Source organism: Polaribacter sp. OB-PA-B3, from assembly GCF_054589375.1.
On the sequence record NZ_BAAIIX010000004.1, the window covers coordinates 68,637 to 85,753 of the forward strand.

The 17,117-nt window shown below is 29.8% G+C and carries 15 protein-coding genes; 11 read left to right on the forward strand and 4 right to left on the reverse strand.

Annotated features, from left to right (window positions below; all coding sequences use genetic code 11):
• Positions 1 to 63 precede the first annotated feature (63 nt).
• The 4 genes from ACYPV9_RS08990 to ACYPV9_RS09005 all read right to left on the reverse strand — a co-directional run bounded on the left by ACYPV9_RS08990 (position 64) and on the right by ACYPV9_RS09005 (position 5,405).
• Positions 64 to 2,982 (reverse strand): glycoside hydrolase family 3 N-terminal domain-containing protein, encoded by a 2,919-nt coding sequence (locus ACYPV9_RS08990; RefSeq protein ID WP_459743128.1) that lies wholly within the window; start codon positions 2,980 to 2,982, stop codon positions 64 to 66.
• 153 nt (positions 2,983 to 3,135) lie between these two features.
• Positions 3,136 to 3,621, reverse strand: coding sequence for an ABC transporter ATPase (locus tag ACYPV9_RS08995; RefSeq protein ID WP_299065364.1), 486 nt, complete (start codon positions 3,619 to 3,621; stop codon positions 3,136 to 3,138).
• 46 nt (positions 3,622 to 3,667) lie between these two features.
• Positions 3,668 to 4,495, reverse strand: a complete 828-nt coding sequence (locus ACYPV9_RS09000) for a 3'-5' exonuclease (protein WP_299065362.1) — start codon at positions 4,493 to 4,495, stop codon at positions 3,668 to 3,670.
• A 55-nt stretch (positions 4,496 to 4,550) separates the two neighbouring features.
• Positions 4,551 to 5,405 carry a PPK2 family polyphosphate kinase gene (locus ACYPV9_RS09005; RefSeq protein WP_299065360.1) on the reverse strand — a complete coding sequence of 285 codons (855 nt, stop codon included), beginning with the start codon at positions 5,403 to 5,405 and terminating at the stop codon, positions 4,551 to 4,553.
• Positions 5,406 to 5,570: 165 nt separating this feature from the next.
• Between ACYPV9_RS09005 and ACYPV9_RS09010 the strand changes: the two genes are divergently transcribed.
• The 11 genes from ACYPV9_RS09010 (at position 5,571) to ACYPV9_RS09060 (ending at position 17,115) form a co-directional block, all read left to right on the forward strand.
• Positions 5,571 to 6,359, forward strand: coding sequence for an MBL fold metallo-hydrolase (locus ACYPV9_RS09010; RefSeq protein ID WP_459743131.1), 789 nt, complete (start codon positions 5,571 to 5,573; stop codon positions 6,357 to 6,359).
• Positions 6,360 to 6,375: 16 nt separating this feature from the next.
• A complete protein-coding gene (locus tag ACYPV9_RS09015; protein ID WP_459743133.1) occupies positions 6,376 to 6,897 on the forward strand; it encodes a superoxide dismutase family protein in 522 nt (173 codons plus the stop codon).
• Between the two features lie 16 nt (positions 6,898 to 6,913).
• On the forward strand, positions 6,914 to 7,387 hold the full coding sequence (locus ACYPV9_RS09020) for an SRPBCC family protein (protein ID WP_459743135.1): 474 nt from the start codon (positions 6,914 to 6,916) through the stop codon (positions 7,385 to 7,387).
• A 54-nt stretch (positions 7,388 to 7,441) separates the two neighbouring features.
• On the forward strand, positions 7,442 to 8,125 hold the full coding sequence (gene trmD, locus ACYPV9_RS09025) for a tRNA (guanosine(37)-N1)-methyltransferase TrmD (RefSeq protein WP_299065353.1): 684 nt from the start codon (positions 7,442 to 7,444) through the stop codon (positions 8,123 to 8,125).
• A 23-nt stretch (positions 8,126 to 8,148) separates the two neighbouring features.
• Positions 8,149 to 9,621 (forward strand): glycosyltransferase family 39 protein, encoded by a 1,473-nt coding sequence (locus ACYPV9_RS09030; RefSeq protein ID WP_459743137.1) that lies wholly within the window; start codon positions 8,149 to 8,151, stop codon positions 9,619 to 9,621.
• A 118-nt stretch (positions 9,622 to 9,739) separates the two neighbouring features.
• Positions 9,740 to 10,090, forward strand: a complete 351-nt coding sequence (rplS, locus tag ACYPV9_RS09035) for a 50S ribosomal protein L19 (protein WP_077808769.1) — start codon at positions 9,740 to 9,742, stop codon at positions 10,088 to 10,090.
• 324 nt (positions 10,091 to 10,414) lie between these two features.
• Positions 10,415 to 12,640 (forward strand): NADP-dependent isocitrate dehydrogenase, encoded by a 2,226-nt coding sequence (locus ACYPV9_RS09040; RefSeq protein WP_459743139.1) that lies wholly within the window; start codon positions 10,415 to 10,417, stop codon positions 12,638 to 12,640.
• Between the two features lie 154 nt (positions 12,641 to 12,794).
• Positions 12,795 to 15,173 carry a TonB-dependent receptor gene (locus ACYPV9_RS09045; RefSeq protein WP_459743141.1) on the forward strand — a complete coding sequence of 793 codons (2,379 nt, stop codon included), beginning with the start codon at positions 12,795 to 12,797 and terminating at the stop codon, positions 15,171 to 15,173.
• A gap of 4 nt (positions 15,174 to 15,177) precedes the next feature.
• Positions 15,178 to 16,008 carry a DUF4249 family protein gene (locus tag ACYPV9_RS09050; protein WP_299065344.1) on the forward strand — a complete coding sequence of 277 codons (831 nt, stop codon included), beginning with the start codon at positions 15,178 to 15,180 and terminating at the stop codon, positions 16,006 to 16,008.
• Between the two features lie 52 nt (positions 16,009 to 16,060).
• Entirely contained in the window at positions 16,061 to 16,873 is an 813-nt protein-coding gene (murQ, locus tag ACYPV9_RS09055; RefSeq protein WP_459743431.1) for an N-acetylmuramic acid 6-phosphate etherase, read from the forward strand.
• Positions 16,870 to 17,115: a DUF6095 family protein gene (locus tag ACYPV9_RS09060; RefSeq protein WP_459743143.1), complete on the forward strand. Its 246-nt coding sequence runs from the start codon at positions 16,870 to 16,872 to the stop codon at positions 17,113 to 17,115. Before murQ ends, ACYPV9_RS09060 begins: the two co-directional genes overlap by 4 nt.
• The last annotated feature ends 2 nt before the right edge of the window (positions 17,116 to 17,117 follow it).

Consider the following 17,117-nt stretch of genomic DNA (forward strand, 5'->3'; position numbering starts at 1 on the left):
GAATGAAAAAATTGTAATTCGAACAAACTAAAAAAATCGAGTGCGGAAAGCAGGAAATAGCTTCTAATTAATAATTGCGTCTTGAATTACTTGCTGAATTTTGGTTCTCATATTACTTCTTATCAAACCTCTATTATCCATATTTGGGTATACTCTATTTGATAAAAACACATAAACCAAACCGCTTTTTGGATCTGCCCAAGTGTAAGTTCCTGTAAAACCAGAATGCCCAAAACTTTCATCGGAAACACAACCACAAGTTGCCTTAACTTTAGGGTTAAGTTGTGGCTTATCAAACCCTAAACCTCTTCTAACCTTTTCTTTAGAAAAATATCTATGATTAAATTTGTCTACAGTTTCTGATTTTAAATAACGTTTGCCACCATAAAAACCTTTCTGTAAATACATTTGCATTATTTTACCAACATCGTTTGCGTTGGCAAATAAACCTGCATGACCACCAACACCACCCAACATTGCAGCACCCATATCGTGCACATAACCTTGCAGTAATTGATTTCTGTAGTACGTATCAATTTCTGTTGGTACAATTTCATTTCTATGAAACTTTTTTAGGGGTAAATAAGTAGTTCTGTCTGCCCCTAAAGATTGATAAAATTCTTGATCTACCAGTTTCTCTAGAGGTTTATCATATTTTAATTCTAGAGCTTCTTTAAAAATATAATATCCTAAATCGCTGTATTTGTAACCAACTCGCTCTCTTTGGTCTGCTTCTTTTATATATTTGTAAATACTGTCTTTATAATTCTGATTGATAAATAAATTTTCTGCAACTTTAATATTAAAGTTATTAGATTTCTTTTTTCTGTAAAATGTTGGTAAATTTTTATGAGTAATACTGTCTTGCGTTGCTGTATAAAAAGGAATCCAAGCTTTTAATCTACCAAAATGAGATAAGACTTCTTTTACTGTCACTTTCTCTTTATTTGAATTAGAAAAACTAGGCAAAATATCTCTTAAACTTGCCGATAAGGGTATTTTTTCTTCCTCTTCGGCTTTCATAATTAATGGCAATGAAGCTAATATTTTTGTTAACGAAGCTAAATCGTAAATATCAGAATTTTTAACAGGTACTTTCTTATCGTGTGTATGGTAACCGTAACTTTTTTCTAATACTACTTTGCCGTTTCTAGCCACAAATACCTGTAAACCCGGTGCCATTTTTTGGTTAATAATTGTATCAGCCATTTTATCGATAGCTGCCAATTTTATAGAAGACATGCCTGCTGCTTCTGGTATTGTATACTCAAATCTACTTAAATTTGTACTTGCCAAACCAAAACCTTCTTTAAATTCTGTACCTATAGAAACAGGCAATTTACCTTTTGCTGTAATTGCACCAAACAATATTTGTGCAGATATTTCTTGAGAAATTTTACTATTTTGATACGAAACAATTAAGCCTTCGATATTTGCAAAGCTTTTAATTTGTAATAAACTATACGGACTCGCAAAAACATCTAAAACAACCGATTTTTCTCTTGCAATTTCTTGCAACCAAACCAATTCTTTGTTCGTAAACTTATAACTTTTCCAAGGATGCTGGTTAGATTTATGAAACCCAATAATAACATAATTATATGGTTTCAATTTTGTTATCAGTCCGTCTAAGTTTTTATCAGCAATAACATCTACTTTTGTATAATTTTTTAGCATGTCTACGTAAGCAGTATTATCTGCATCTCCTAATTTTACATACGCTATTTTTTGTTTTTCTAAATCTCTAATAGGTAAATTTCCATTTATGTTTTTTAATAAAGTAATCGAGTTTTTAACCAATTCTCTGTGTAACAATTTATCTTCTACTCTATTTAAATCTTGTTCTATATTTTCTACTTCAACAGGCTTGTAGTTGTGCAAACCTGCCCAATATTTAGATTTTAATATTTTTCTTACAGAAAAATTTAATCGTTCTTCTGTTAACGTTTTTGTTTCTAAAGCCTTTTTAATTAAGGCAACAGAACCTGGTACATCTTGCGGTATCAACAACAAATCGTTACCAGCTTGTATTGCTGCCAAATCTATTTGTGCAGAAGTAGCGTAATTAGTAGCTCCTTTCATGTTTAAACCATCTGTAATTATTAACCCCTGAAAGCCTAATTTTTCTTGCAATAAATTTGTGACAACATTTTTAGAAAGTGATGTTGGCAAAGTTGCATTTGGCTCTAAACTTGGTATATTTAAATGCGCAGTCATTACGCTTGCCAAACCAACATCAAATGTTTTTTTGTACGGATACAATTCTATAGAATCTAAACGCGCTGCATCAAAATTTAAAACAGGTAAAGTATGATGAGAATCTGCTGCGGTGTCACCATGACCCGGAAAATGTTTTCCGTTAGCCAAAACACCTTCGCTCTGCATTCCTTGTATAAAAGCAATCGCTTTTGCGGTTACATTTTCTTTACTCTCTCCAAAAGATCTGTTTCCAATAATAGGATTTTCTGGATTTACGTTCACATCAATTACTGGCGCAAAATTTACGTGAATTCCTATTCTTTTTGCGTGTTGCCCTAAATGCTTCCCAAATTTTTTAATTAAAGAATCGTTTCTTATAGCACCCAAAGTCATATTCCACGGAAAACGATAGGTATTTTTTAAACGCATATCTAAACCCCATTCACCATCAAAACCAATTAATAAAGGCACTTTCGCAGAATCTTGATATCTATTATTTAAAATTGCCTGTTTTTCTGGCGTACCTTGCATAAAAATTAAACTACCAACATGGTATTTGGTAATCATCTTGTTTATAAAACGCTCATGCTTTTCATCTAAATTAGAATACGCTTGCACCATAAAAAGTTGTCCAATTTTTTCATCAATAGACATACTATTCATTAAACTATCTACCCAAATTTCTTGTGCAACATAGTCTTTAGTTCTTAACGGATCTAATCTTTGTGCACTTAAACTTAACGTAAAAGCAATTGCTAAAAATGCTAATATATTCTTCTTCATTCTAAATCTTTCAATATTTTTTTTGGGCGTTTTAACAGGCTTTCGCTACTCGCTTTTTTTATTTTTTTCTTAAAAATAAAAAAGAGCTCAAACAAACCGCTCTATCCTTAACGCAACTTTTTTGAGACTAATTTTAATCTTTTAAAACAATAGTTATACCAAAAAGCGTTTGTGCCAACTATCTTTAGCGATAACTTCCCAATTATTCTCAAAATCTTCTTTGGTATTTACCATGTTGTTAAAAACAATTGTTTCTGCAGTAATTTTTTTCTCTTTTGCAAACCTCTGAAAATCAGACAATTTTACTAGATTAATATTTTCGTTATCTTTAAAAGTAACGTTCATCTTGTTCATTAAATCTAATTGCAATTCTTTTTCTAAATCTTGTACAAAACGTACAGAACTATCTATAGAACAACCCGAAACATTGTTAAAACTTTCGTCTACTGCCAAAACTAAAAACTGATTATATTTAATAGTAAAAGAACCTTTTAAATCATCTCCGTGACGTGTCCATTGATTTATAAATTCTTCTGCTTTATCAGAAATAAACTGAATTTCATTTTCTGTAAATTCTCTATCTGCTTGGTAAATCCAAACGCGAGAATTATTTGGTAAATTATTATATGCTGTAAACATTATCTTTATTTTATTTTACAATTGTAATTCGTCAAAAAAAGTAATTCTATCTTAAATTAAACTTTTGTTGCAGCGCTTGTAACTTCTCTGCATCCGTCATTTTCTTTTTTGGCGGATTCATTCTTTCTTTTATTTGTCTTAAAACCTTTTTTGTGTACAACGGAAAGTCTGCGTTTTGCATCCAATTATTATATCCAGGGTTTTCTTTAAAAACTTCTTCTACCGTTCTGCCTTTATATTTACCGAAAGAAAAAATCTCTTGTTTTTTATCATTCATCAAAATAAAACCTGCAAAATCTGCTCTCTCGCCATGTGTCGAAAATTCGCTTAAAGCATCAACAGTGTTTTCTATATCGTCGTATTTATCTAACTGAGCTAACAAAATTTCGTACGTTGCATTTGTATCTGCTTCTGCCCCATGAGCACCTTCTAATTCTCTACCGCAATAAAACTGGTAACCAGCACTTAATGTTCTTTGCTCTTTTTTATGAAAAATAACTTGTACATCAATTGCTTTTCTGTCTTGCATATCAAAATCGATTCCGGCACGCATTAATTCTTCTGCTAAAAGTGGTATATCGAATCTATTAGAATTAAAACCTGCCAAATCGCAACCTTCTATCATAGCATTTACTTCTGTTGCCAATTCTTTAAAAGTTGGTTCGTTTGCAATTTTTTCGTTTGTTATTCCGTGTACATCAATAGAACTTTGCGGAATTTCAACCTCAGGATTTACCAACCACGTTTTACTTTCTTTATTTCCGTTAGGAAAAACTTTTAAAATTGCAATTTCTACAATTCTATCTGTGGCAATATTAACTCCTGTAGTTTCTAAATCGAAAAATACAATTGGCTTTGTTAAGTTTAAATTCATTTTTATATTTTGTAAAAGCAAAAGACTAAAACATATTAATTTAGTTTTTACTTATTTATTCGTTGTTTAATTGATTCTTAAATTCTTCGATTCTTACAGCATCTTTAGCTGGCAAATCTGGTGCTTTAAAATCGTATTTATCTAATTCTTTTTTTAATATTTCTGCTAAAATATATCTAGCAGAAGGTTTATCATCTGCCGGTATTATAAACCAAGGTGCATTTTCTTTTGATGTTCTGTTTAATAAATCTTCGTAACAAAACTGATATTTATCCCACAATTTACGTTCTTTTAAATCTCCTGCAGAAAACTTCCAATTCTTTTCTGGTATGTTTAACCTTCTTAACAATCTGTTTTTCTGTTCTTCTTTTGATAGATTTAAAAAGAATTTAAGAACTATGGTTCCGTTTTTTGCTAAATGACTTTCAAATTCATTAATTCTATCCATTCTATCATGATAAAAAGCATCGTCTAAATCTTCTAAACTTTTTACAGTTGGTATATTTTCTCCGAAAACATATTCTGGATGCACTCTAGTTACCAAAACGTTTTCATAATGTGTTCTATTAAAAACACCTATTTTTCCTTTTGCTGGTAAAGCTATATAATGCCTCCACATAAAGTCGTGTTTAAGCTCTAATTCTGTTGGCACTTTAAAACTATGTACTTCTACACCTCTTGCATTTACATCTTTAAAAACCTCTCTAATTAAGCTGTCTTTACCAGAAGTATCCATACCTTGTAAGCAAATTAGTACACTATATTTACCTTCGGCATACATAGTATCTTGTATTTTACTTATTTTTTTACGCAATTTTTTTAATGATTTTTCCGCGTCTTCTAGAACTTCTTTTGTATTAAAATCTTGTAATTTAATAGCACTAGAAACTCTATATTTTTCTGTTTTCATCTGATAAATATTAATTTTTAAAGATAAAAAAAATCTCTTTTTTATCGTGGTTTTTAAAAGATATTTAACAAAACATTAAAAAAGGTTTCAGAATTAAAAAAAGCTTAACAGAAAAGGAATTTTAAAGTTCTTATCTTTGATAAAATCGTAAAAAAATACTCAAAAATGAAACTTAAAATAACATACTTATTAATTGTAGCTTTTTCTATTTTTTCTTGTAAAAAAGAAGAAACCAAAAAACCAAACGAAAAAACAGTTACATCAACAGAAAAAGTAACAAATAATTCAGAATTAAAAATTACACCAATTTCTCATGCAACTGCAGTATTAACTTTTAATGATGAAGTTATTTATTTAGACCCAACTTTAGGCCAAGAAGCTTTTTCTAGTTACAAAAAACCTACTTATGTTTTAATTACTGATATTCATGGTGATCACATGGATTTAAAAACATTAAACGCTTTAGACTTATCATCAACAAAAATTATTGCACCAAAAGCTGTAGCAGAAAAAATTACAACCATAAATGCTAAAGAAATTATTGTGATGAATAATAGTGAAACTAAAAGTTTTACAAATTTTACAATTGAAGCAATTCCGATGTATAACTTAAGAAAAGAAGCTTTAAAATTTCACTCTAAAGGAAGAGGAAATGGTTATATCTTAACTATTAATAACGAAAGAATTTACTTTTCTGGAGACACAGAAGACATACCAGAAATGCGCAATCTAAAGAATATAGACAAAGCATTTGTTTGTATGAATTTACCTTATACAATGACGGTAGAAAGTGCTGCAGATGCGGTTTTATCTTTTAAACCAAAACAAGTTTACCCGTATCATTATAGAGGTACAGAAGGTTTAAGCGATGTTTCGAAATTTAAAGAAATTGTAAATAAAAACAATAATTCTATCGAAGTTGTGCAGTTAGACTGGTATCCAAATAGAAAATAATTAAAAAATATATTTTATGAAATATTTAAAAAAAATATCATTATTACTAATAGCAACTACAATCTTAACAGCTTGTAGTTCAAACCCCAAAAAAGCAATTGCAGTTATTAGTCCGAAAAGCGGTAGCGATATTTCTGGAACTGTAACTTTTATAGAACAAGATGGCATGGTTACCATGAAAGCAGAAGTTAAAGGCCTTTCTAAAGGAAACCACGCAATTCATATTCATAAAATTGCAGATTGTTCTTCTGATGATGGAAAATCTGCTGGTGGTCATTGGAATCCGACTGAAAAAAATCATGGTAAATGGCTACAAGATCCTTTTCACATTGGTGATATCGGAAATTTAGTTGTTGATGAAATCGGAAAAGGTTCTATTGAAAGAAAAACTGATTTATGGGCAGTAGGCGGAGAAAATGATTTGAAAAATGTTATTGGTCATGCAATTATAATTCATCAAGGTCCCGATGATTTTAGTTCTCAACCTTCTGGCGCAGCAGGTGCAAGAATTGGTTGTGGAGAAATTACTAGAAAGTAATATCTAAAAAAATTAAATGCCAATTATTAAATTAAAAACAGAAATAAAAGCAGACATCAATATAGTTTTTGACCTCGCTAGAAGTATCGATTTACATAAAATTTCTACTCAACAAACAAATGAAGAAGCAATTGCAGGTAAAACCAGTGGTTTAATTGGCTTGAATGAAACTGTTACTTGGCGAGCAAAACATTTTGGAATTTATCAAAACTTAACATCTAAAATTACCGCTTTTAATAAACCAAAATCTTTTACAGACGAAATGGTAAACGGTGCTTTTAAAAGTTTTAAACACGAACATCTCTTCATCAATAAAAATAGGAATACTTTGATGATAGATGTTTTTTGCTATGAATCTCCTTTTGGAGTTTTAGGAAAGTTTGCTGATAAATTATTTCTGAAAAACTATATGACAAAACTTTTAAACGAAAGAAATCTTATAATTAGAGAATTTGCAGAATCAAAAAAATGGAAAGAAGTTTTAAAATAGTATCCATTTAAAAAAAGTTATTTCATAATTCCTTAAAAAACTTACATTTGCAAAATGCGAATAGATATTATTTCAGTTGCCCCAGCCTTATTAGAAAGTCCGTTTAACCACTCTATAGTTAAACGCGCTAAAGAAAAAGGATTGGCAGAAATTATAATTCACGATTTACGCGAATACGGTTTAGGAAACTATAAACAAATAGACGACACTCAATTTGGCGGAGGTGCAGGTATGGTTATGATGATAGAACCCATTGCAAACTGTATTAGAAAACTACAATCTGAGAGGAAATATGATGAAATAATTTATATGACTCCGGATGCCAAAACACTAAACCAAAGTACTGCAAACACACTTTCTTTAAAAGAAAACATCTTAATATTAACAGGTCATTATAAAGGTGTAGACCAAAGAATTAGAGATTTGTTTATAACTAAAGAAATTTCTATTGGAGATTATGTTTTAACAGGAGGTGAATTAGCTGCAGCTGTATTGGTAGATGCTGTGGTTCGTTTAATTCCGGGAGTTATTGGTGATGAGCAATCTGCACTTACAGATTCTTTTCAAGATAATTTATTATCACCACCAGTTTATACAAGGCCTTCAGACTTTGAAGGAAATAAAGTTCCTGATATTTTATTGTCTGGTAATTTTCCAAAAATTGATGATTGGAGAGCTGACAAAGCTTATGAAAGAACGCAAGAAATTAGACCTGATTTACTAGACGAAAATTCTTAAAAAACATTTTAAATTTTATTTAATTGGATACATTACTAAATTACATAAAGCAACACAAAGCAATTTCTTGGGTTTTAGGTTTTCAATTATTTAGAATTTTACTTTTACCATTTATGGGGTTAATGCCTCAAGATGCGTATTATTATTTATACGGACAAAATTTATCTTTATCTTATTTTGACCATCCAGGTATGATTGGATATATTTTAAGAATATTTACAGATATTTTTGGTACATCTATTTTTGCAGTTAAATTTGCAGATTTTTTTATTACCTCATTAACTATTTTAAGTTTTTACAAATTAGCTTCTTATTTTTTATCCAAACAAAAACTAGAGCGAGCTTTTGTTTTATTAGCTTCTACCATTTTTATTTCGATTTTATCTTTTAACTCAACTCCAGATGTACCTTTATTATTATTCTGGTCACTTAGCTTAATTAGTCTTTACAAGGCTATTTTCGAAAGTAAAAAATGGCATTGGATATTCGCTGGTTTAGCAATGGGACTTGCATTTAACAGTAAATACACTGCAATTTTATTGCAATTTGGTTTGTTTGCTTTTTTACTTTTCTCTAATAAATACAGAAAATTGTTACTATCGCCTTGGTTGTGGTTCTCTATAATAATATCTGTAGCAGTTACTTTTCCTGTTTGGTATTGGAATTATCAAAATGAATTTGCCTCGTTTGCTTTTCAATCTTCAGAAAGAACAAGTTCTATTACAGAGTTTAAAGTTTCTCCAAACTATTTCTTTGGTGCAATTGGCCATCAAATGTTTTTATTGTTGCCTGTTTTATTTTTAATTTTTATAACATTTACTATTAAATATGTAAAAAGAGCTGTTACAAAATTTAAAATTCCGCAAGCCAAAACGTTATTTTTATTAGCTTTCTTTATTCCTACTTTTTTAGGTTTCTTTTTGTTAACACCAATATATTGGGTAAAATTAAATTGGATGATGCCATCATACATCACTGGAGTAATTATTGCAGGAATGTTTATCAATAAAAAATTACTAAAAATTCAACTTATATTTTCTATAGTATTTCATTTGTTAGTTAGCTTACAAATTATCTTTTACCTAGTTCCTATTAAAAGTGATGATACTTGGGTTGGATGGAAAGAATTAGCAGCACAAACAGAAAAATTAAAAGAACAATATACAGATGTTTTTGTTTTTTCTAATGATAATTACAAAACCTCGGCGGCCCTAAACTTTTTTATGGATGATAAAGTATACGCTCAAAATATTATTGGTTTACCTGCATTACATTTTGATTATTTAGGCGATAATTTAAACGATTTAAAGGGTAAGAATGCAATTTTTATAGATTCTGACAAACGATTTAAAGATAAAAATAAGTTGGGTAAAATTGATAGTTTACTAATTGCTAATTTTAAAAATGTAACTGAATTAGAACCAATTATCATCAAAATAAACAACAAAGAATCTAGAAAATTCTGGATTTTCTATTGTACTGACTATCAACCTTAAAAATAGTTAGTTTTTAGTTTTAAGAACTAAAAAAAAATACTACTTTTGCAACCGCTAAATTAACCTCTGACGAAAAAATCGTGAATGTTGTTTTACAAAACCAATTAAATTAAAAGATATGGAATCTTTAGTAAAATTTGTACAAGACGAATTTGTAACAAAAAAAGAATTTGCAGAATTTGCAGCAGGTGATACAATCACTGTTTATTATGAAATTAAAGAAGGTGAAAAAGTACGTACTCAGTTTTTTAGAGGTGTAGTTATTCAAAGAAGAGGTGTAGGAGCTTCAGAAACTTTTACTATCAGAAAAATGTCTGGTACTGTAGGTGTAGAAAGAATCTTTCCTGTGAACTTACCTTCTATTCAAAAAATTGAAGTTAATAAAAGAGGTAAAGTTCGTAGAGCTAGAATCTTTTACTTTAGAAGTCTTACTGGTAAAAAAGCTAGAATTACAGAAAAGAGAAGATAATTCTTCAATTTATAAAAATACAAAAAGCACTGTTTTATTACAGTGCTTTTTTTTTGCGTAAAATATATTTAGTGTGAATTTTTCAAAAATAGTTTTGTAAAAATCACACTAAGTCTACTTAAACAAATTGTTAAATTTTGTTTGATTTTTCTTTTAAAAACATATTCACACAAATAGCATTCTTTTATTATCAATAACACACAAAACCGAGGTAATTAATAACAATTAAACAATTAAAATTTCACATTAAATTCATAAATTTGTTCCGCTTTTTTTACGAAATCCATTTCGTTAAAAGTATAATTTCTAAAAAAACAATTAAAAATGAGCAAAATAGCCAAAATTGTATATACAAAAACTGATGAAGCTCCTGCTTTAGCAACACGTTCTTTTTTACCAATAGTAAAAGCATTTACAAAATCTTCTAATATAGAAATTGAAGTAAAAGATATTTCTTTAGCTTCTAGAATTCTTGCTAACTTTTCTGACTACTTATCAGAAGAACAAAGAGTAGAAGATGCCTTAGCATACTTAGGTAATTTGGCAAAAAAGCCAGAAGCTAATATTATTAAATTACCTAATATTAGTGCTTCTGTACCACAGTTAAAAGCTGCAATATCAGAATTACAAGATTTAGGCTATAGCTTACCAGATTATCCAGAAGAAATTACTACAGATGAAGACAAAGCTGTATTAGCTCTTTACAATAAGGTAAAAGGTTCTGCAGTAAACCCGGTTTTAAGAGAAGGAAATTCTGACAGGAGAGCACCAAAAGCTATTAAAAATTATGCACGTAAAAACCCACATTCTATGGGTACTTGGAGTGCAGATTCTAAAACACATGTAGCTACAATGAGCGAAGGAGACTTTGCTCATAACGAAAAATCTGTTACAATAAATAATGCCACAAACGTAACAATTACACATGTTTCAGAAAACGGAACTAAAACCATCTTAAAAGAAAACTTATCTTTAATTGACGGAGAAATTATAGACGCTACTGTAATGAGTAAAAAAGCATTACTTTCTTTCTTAGATAAAGAATTTGCAGACGCTACAGCACAAGGCGTTTTACTTTCTTTACATATGAAAGCGACTATGATGAAGGTTTCTGACCCTATTATTTTTGGGCATGCAGTAAGAACCTATTTTAAAGAATTATTTGAAAAACATGCTACTACTTTTGATGAAATTGGAGTTGATGTAAACAATGGTTTCGGTAACTTATTAAGCAACCTAGATGAAGTATCGGCAGAAAAAAAAGCAGAAATTTTAGCTGATATTGATGCTATTCTTGCAAAAAATGCTGATTTAGCAATGGTGAATTCTGATAAAGGAATTACAAACTTACATGTTCCTTCTGATGTGATTATTGATGCTTCTATGCCAGCAATGATTAGAACATCTGGAAGAATGTGGAACTCTAAAGGAGAATTACAAGATACAAAAGCAGTAATACCAGATAGTTCTTATGCAGGTATCTACTCTGCAACTATCGATTTCTGTAAAAAGAATGGTGCTTTTGATCCTACAACAATGGGTACAGTTCCTAATGTTGGTTTAATGGCTCAAAAAGCAGAAGAATATGGTTCTCATGACAAAACTTTTCAAATGTCTGCAGCTGGTAAAGTTGTAGTTACAGATGCTGACAACAATACTCTTTTAGAGCACAATGTAGAAGAAGGAGATATTTGGAGAATGTGTCAAACTAAAGATTTACCAATTCAAGATTGGGTTAAATTAGCAGTTACTAGAGCCAGAGCTTCTCAAACTCCTGCTGTTTTTTGGTTAGACGAAAATAGAGCACATGATGCAGAAATAATTAAAAAAGTAAATACATATTTACCAAATCATGATACTTCTGGCTTAGATATTAGAATCTTATCGCCTGTAGAAGCTACAGAATTTACTTTAAAAAGAATTGTAAAAGGAGAAGATACAATTTCTGTTTCTGGTAATGTATTAAGAGATTATTTAACAGATTTATTTCCTATTTTAGAGGTTGGTACTTCTGCAAAAATGCTTTCTATCGTTCCGTTAATGAATGGTGGTGGATTGTTTGAAACAGGAGCCGGAGGTTCTGCACCAAAACACGTTCAGCAGTTTATTGAAGAAAACCACTTACGTTGGGATTCTTTAGGAGAATTTTTAGCATTAGCTGTTTCTTTAGAGCATTTAGGTACGGTTAATAACAATTCAAAAGCAATTGTATTATCAGAAACTTTAGATGATGCTACAGATAAATTTTTAGATAATGATAAATCTCCATCAAGAAAAGTTGGCGAATTAGATAACAGAGGTAGTCATTTTTATTTAGCAATGTATTGGGCTGAAGGATTGGCTAATCAAGATAAAGATGCAGAATTAAAAGCTACGTTTACAAAAATTGCAAACGATTTAAAAGAAAACGAAGCTAAAATTGTATCAGAATTAAATGAAATTCAAGGTAGCTCTAATAATATTGGTGGTTATTACCAGCCAACAGATAGTTTAGCAGATGCTGCTATGAGACCAAATACTTTACTAAATTCTATTTTAGCAAGTATTTAATCTTTAAAATTACAAGTATTATAAAATCCGGTGTTTTACACCGGATTTTTTTTACTCTTATACGATTCTTATTCTAAATTTTTAACGTTCTATTAAAATTAAGAATTGTACTTTTGTTTAATTAAATATTACTGCAATTAAACAAAACAAAAAAATGCTACGTAAAAAACAACTATTTGTTTTCTTTCTCTTAATTAGCTTGTCAATCTTAGGACAAGAAAAAATTACACTTAGCGGTACTGTTTATGACAATACCAATAACGAAACCCTAATTGGTGTTTCAATTTTCTTTCCAGAATTAAATGCGGGTACAACTACCAATGAATACGGATTTTATTCAATTACAATTCCCGAAGGAAACCATAAAATTCAAATAAGTTACTTAGGTTACGCTACACTTTTAGAAACCATTAATTTATCAGAAAAAACTACAAAAAACTTTAAACTTCTTGAAGCTACAGAAAGTCTAAACGAAATAGTGATTGAAAGTAATATTGAAAAACTTAATTTAAAAACACCACAAATGAGTGTTAATAAGTTAACTTCTTCAACCATAAAACAAATTCCGGTTGTGTTAGGAGAAGCAGATATTATTAAATCTTTAATTCTTTTACCTGGTGTTACAAGTGCTGGCGAAGGCGCTTCGGGTTTTAATGTAAGAGGTGGTGCAGCAGATCAAAATTTAATTTTATTAGATGAAGCTATTGTTTTTAACTCGTCTCATTTATTTGGTTTTTTCTCTGTTTTTAATCCTGATGTAATTAAAGATGTTAGATTATACAAAGGTGGCATTCCGGCAAAGTACGGAGGAAGACTTTCTTCTGTGCTAGATATTTATCAGAAAGAAGGAAATAGTAAACAATTTAAAGTTACTGGTGGTGTTGGCTTGGTTTCATCGAGATTACTAATCGAAGGACCTTTAGAAAAAGAAAAAAGTTCTTTTCTAATTGGTGGTAGATCTTCTTATGCTCATATTTTTTTACCTCTTTTTGATAATGACAACAAAGCTTATTTTTACGATGTAAACTCTAAAATTAATTATCGTTTTAACGATAAAAACAATTTATTTTTATCTACGTATTTTGGTAAAGATGTCTTTGGTTTAAGTGATAATTTTGTAAATGATTACGGAAACACTGTTGTAAACTTACGATGGAATCATTTATTTACAGACAAATTATTTTCTAACTTATCTTTAATTTATTCTGATTATTTCTACGGATTAATTCTCGATTTTGTTGGTTTCGAGTGGGATTCTGGTATTACAAACTTCAATCTTAAATACGATTTTAACCATTATGTAAGTGAAAAAGTAAAATTAAGTTACGGAATTAATAATATCTACATCAAATTTAATCCAGGAGAAATAATTCCAAACAGAGAAGATTCTGGTATTGTTGCCGAAAAATTAATCGATAAATATGCCAATGAGTTTGCGGCCTATATTGATGCTGAACATAAAATTAGTGATAATTTTAGACTTCAATATGGTGTTAGATTCAGCAATTTTACTCGTTTAGGACAAGATGAACTAAACACATATGCAAATGACCAAGCGGTTGTATACAATTCTGAATTTAAAAAATACGAATCTGCAGAAGCAACTGGCGTAGAAAACTATAAAAGAAGCGATGTACTTGCAAGTTTTAACAATTTAGAACCAAGAGTTTCTATGTCTTATATTTTAGATGATAACACATCAATAAAAGCGAGTTATAACAGAATGGTACAATATCTACATTTGCTTTCTAACACCTCATCTCCTACTCCGCTGGATGTTTGGACGCCAAGTGGAACGTTTGTAAAACCTCAGCAATTAAATCAATATGCTCTTGGTTATTTTAAATCTTTTAATGAAGGAAAATACACATTAGAAACAGAAACTTTTTATAAAGGTATTAGCAATAGAATCGATTATATAAATGGCGCAAATTTAATTGCTAATAACGAAATTGAAACCATTATTTTAAATGGTAAAGCTAGAGCTTACGGCTTAGAAATGTTATTTAAAAAAAATGAAGGAAAATTTCAAGGTTGGCTTTCTTACACTCTTTCTAAATCAGAACAATTAACTGCAGGTAGAACTGCAGAAGAACCGGGAATTAATAACGGAGAATGGTACAGCACGCCATACGACAAAACACATGATTTTTCTATAAATGCTAGCTATAAATTAAATGATAAGTGGAAATTCAATTCAAACTTTGTGTTTCAAACAGGGCAACCAACAAATTATCCGGTTGGTCAATACGAATACCAAGGTTTAAATGTACCAATTTACGATGATAATAGAAGGAATTCAGATAGATTGCCAAACTATCATCGTTTAGATATTTCTGCAACTTTAAATCCAAAGAAAAATATAAACAGAAAATGGCAAGGAGAATGGGTTTTTGGAATTTATAATGTTTATGGAAGACAAAATGCTGCTTCTTTAGCTTTTACACAAAACCAAGAAACTTTTAGAAACGAAGCTGTACAAACTTCAATCTTTGGTTTAGTACCATCAATAACTTACAATTTTAAATTTTAATAAGATGAAAAAAATATTTTTCTATATAACTTTAACTGTCTTACTATTTTCTAATTGTGAAAAAGTTATAGATGTTGATGTACCAACAATTAAACCTAAATTAATAATAGACGCATCTTTTGAAGTTTATTTTGATGAAAGCCCAGTAACCTCAAAAACTATTGTAAAACTTAGAGAATCTGCAAATTATTTCGAAGAAACGATTCCTATAGTTACTAATGCAACTGTTTTTCTTACAAAATTATCAGATAATTCTGTTATTAATTTTTCTGATGTAAATGCTTCTGGAGATTACGAACCGATAAACACTTTTATACCAGAAGATAATACTGAATACGAATTAACCGTAATTTATAATAATGAGGTTTTTAAATCAAAAGCAACAAAGGTTAAATCTACACCTTTTATTAGTGTAGAACAAGGTGATGAAACTTTATTTACAGGTAATGAAACCGAATTAAAGGTTTCTTTTGAAGACGACGGAAATGCCGAAAACTTTTACGTTATAGATTACACAAACAATATATTTTTAACTTTAGATGACCGATTTTTTAACGGAGCAGTCTATAACTTCTCTTCTTTTTACCAAGAGGATGAAATAGAATTGCCTACAACAGTTACCATTAAACTTTCTGGTATTTCTAAAGATTATTATACGTATTTCGAGATTTTAACAAGTCAAGCAGGTGGTAATGATGGTGGTCCTTTTCAAACAGCGCCTACAGCTTTATTAGGTAACATTATTAATACTACAAATGATGCTAATTATCCTTTAGGCTATTTTCATATTTCCGAAACGGATACTTTTGAAATTAGTTTAGTAGAAAAAAACTAAAACTTCAATTAAATCATCATTCAAGAATACAAAAAATCTGTATTTTTGAATGATGACATTTATAAAAACTACAGAACAAGACTCACATTACAATCATCTAGAAAAGATGTCTGTAAAAGAAGTATTAACTAATATTAATAACGAAGATAAAACAGTACCATTAGCTGTAGAAAAATCTTTACCTCAAATAGAAAAATTAACAAATAACATTGTTAATAGTTTAAAAAATGGCGGAAGATTATTTTATATAGGTGCTGGTACTTCTGGTAGATTGGGTGTTGTAGATGCCTCTGAATGCCCACCAACTTTTGGTGTTTCTTATGATTTAGTGGTTGGAATTATTGCGGGCGGAGATGATGCCATTAGAAAAGCAGTAGAATTTGCAGAAGATTCCAAATTACAAGGTTGGCAAGATTTACAAGAGCACAATATCACAAATAAAGATATTGTAGTTGGTATTGCTGCATCTGGTACAACGCCTTATGTAATTTCTGCCTTAGAAAAATGTAACGAAAATAATATTGTAACAGGTTGTATTACTTGTAATAAAAATAGTCCGTTAGCAAAAGTTTCTAAATTTCCGGTAGAAGTTGTAGTAGGTTCTGAGTTTGTTACCGGAAGTTCTAGAATGAAAGCAGGAACTGCACAAAAGTTAGTTTTAAATATGCTGTCTACAACTACTATGATTCAACTTGGAAAAGTAAAGGGGAATAAAATGGTAGATATGCAACTTTCTAATAACAAACTAGTAGAAAGAGGTCAAAAAATGTTAGCATCAGAATTAAATATCGACTTACAAAAAGCAGCTTCATTATTACAGGAATTTGGCAACGTTAGAAATGCAATAAAAAATTATACAAAATGAGTACAGATGTAAATTTATTAGGCAAAGGCTTAAAACATATCGCAATCTTAATATTACTTTTTATTGTTTCTCCTATTGTATTAACAATGGCTTTTAAAGCCTTAAAAAAGTTTGAAGATACTTCGCAAGAATATCTTTCGTATATCTTGATAGTTGTTGCAGTCGTTTTAGTTGTATTTACATTATATTTTGCTTTCAAAACGTTTCAAATATTATTAAAAGCAATATTTAATAATTCTTAACA